This is a genomic window from Paenibacillus sp. 01L418, from assembly GCF_056400045.1.
Window position 1 is genome coordinate 1 of record NZ_JBFTSN010000737.1, and the last position, 1,452, is coordinate 1,452.

General features: G+C 42.6%; 2 protein-coding genes. Both read right to left on the reverse strand.

What is annotated here, in order from left to right; translation table 11 throughout:
- Positions 1-915: AAA family ATPase (locus tag AC1DSE_RS35210; protein ID WP_477529116.1), on the reverse strand; the 915-nt coding region annotated here is incomplete at its 3' end.
- 16 nt (positions 916-931) lie between these two features.
- Positions 932-1,384, reverse strand: a complete 453-nt coding sequence (ahrC, locus tag AC1DSE_RS35215; RefSeq protein ID WP_076266962.1) for a transcriptional regulator AhrC/ArgR — start codon at positions 1,382-1,384, stop codon at positions 932-934.
- Between the last annotated feature and the right edge of the window lie 68 nt (positions 1,385-1,452).

Genomic DNA, 1,452 nt, shown 5'->3' on the forward strand with positions numbered 1-1,452 from the left:
GTCTTCAACCTGCGAGAGCTGATCAGGATCAGACTCAATGCCATCACGATAATCACGAAGCTGGAATGCAGCATCTTCAGCTTGATAAAAGGCAGATTGAAGCTGTTCAAGAAGTGGATTTAGTTTCGCTGCGTCATAAGTTTGAATATCTATCAGCTTAGCTACTGCCTTGCTAACCATATCAAGCCCTTTGCCTCCATACAAAAGCGAATAGGCCTCCGATACGGCGTCCATTCTCTTCCCTGCATACAATAACTTGCGCCTCTGCTCTGTTAGAAGCTCATCTTCCAATGGCTTAAGCTGCGCATTCGATATTTCTTCAATTTGAAAACGATATAAATCAAGCATTTGCACATTGTGTCTAGTCGAATTTTCCAGCTCGCGTAATGATGCCCTTGCCTGCTGAAGCTGCGAAAATATGGTCCGATATATTTGCTTCCGTTCAATTAGCAAATCTCCAGCGAATAGATCTAGCCACTCTAAATGCTGTTCTGTTCGAAGGAGTGATTGATGCTCATGCTGACCATGAATATTGACAAGGCATTCGCCAATTTCCCTTAGCATGGTCATTGTAACGAGCTGGCCATTCACACGGCTGCTGCTCTTACCATTTGCAGACAGCTCTCTTCTTATTACTAACATCTCATCACAGGATGCATGTACACCAAGCTTGTTCAGAACGACCCATACAGGATGATTTCGTGGAAGGTCAAATAAAGCTTCCATTTCAGCTTTATCACAACCATACCGTACCATGTCTGCGGAGCCTCTACCGCCGACCAGCAAGCTTAGCGCATCAATAAGAATCGATTTACCTGCTCCTGTCTCTCCTGTCAATACATGAAATCCATGATGAAATGTAACGTTTACTTCTTCAATTACCGCTAAATTCCTTATCGACAACTCACGCAGCATGGCTCTGACATCCTCCTTAGTTCAATAGCTCAAGTAATCGTTCTACTACTTCATTGCTTTGCTTCTTGGTTCTGCAAATCATCAAGATCGTATCGTCTCCGCAGATTGTACCCATTACTTCAGTCCACTCCATATTATCAACCAATGCACAAATGGTATTTGCTGTCCCTGGCAAACATTTCATAACAACAAGATTATCTGTAAAGTCAATATGTACAAAATGGTCAAGCAAAGCCCGCTTAAGCTTATGAATAGGATTTTGCTTCTGATGCTCTTGCGGAATGGAATACTTATATTTGCCTTCACCTGCAGGCACTTTAATTAGCATTAATTCCTTCATATCGCGTGAAACGGTCGCTTGCGTTACTTGCATACCTGTCGTGCGAAGCGCTTCTACAAGCTCCTCTTGTGTCTCAATCACACTATTGCTAATAATTTCTTTAATTCGATATTGACGAAGCCCCTTCATAAAAAACCTCCATGAGTTATTGGTCTGCAATTTGAAACGTGACTTTGCGAATCAACTTCTCCCTTGCG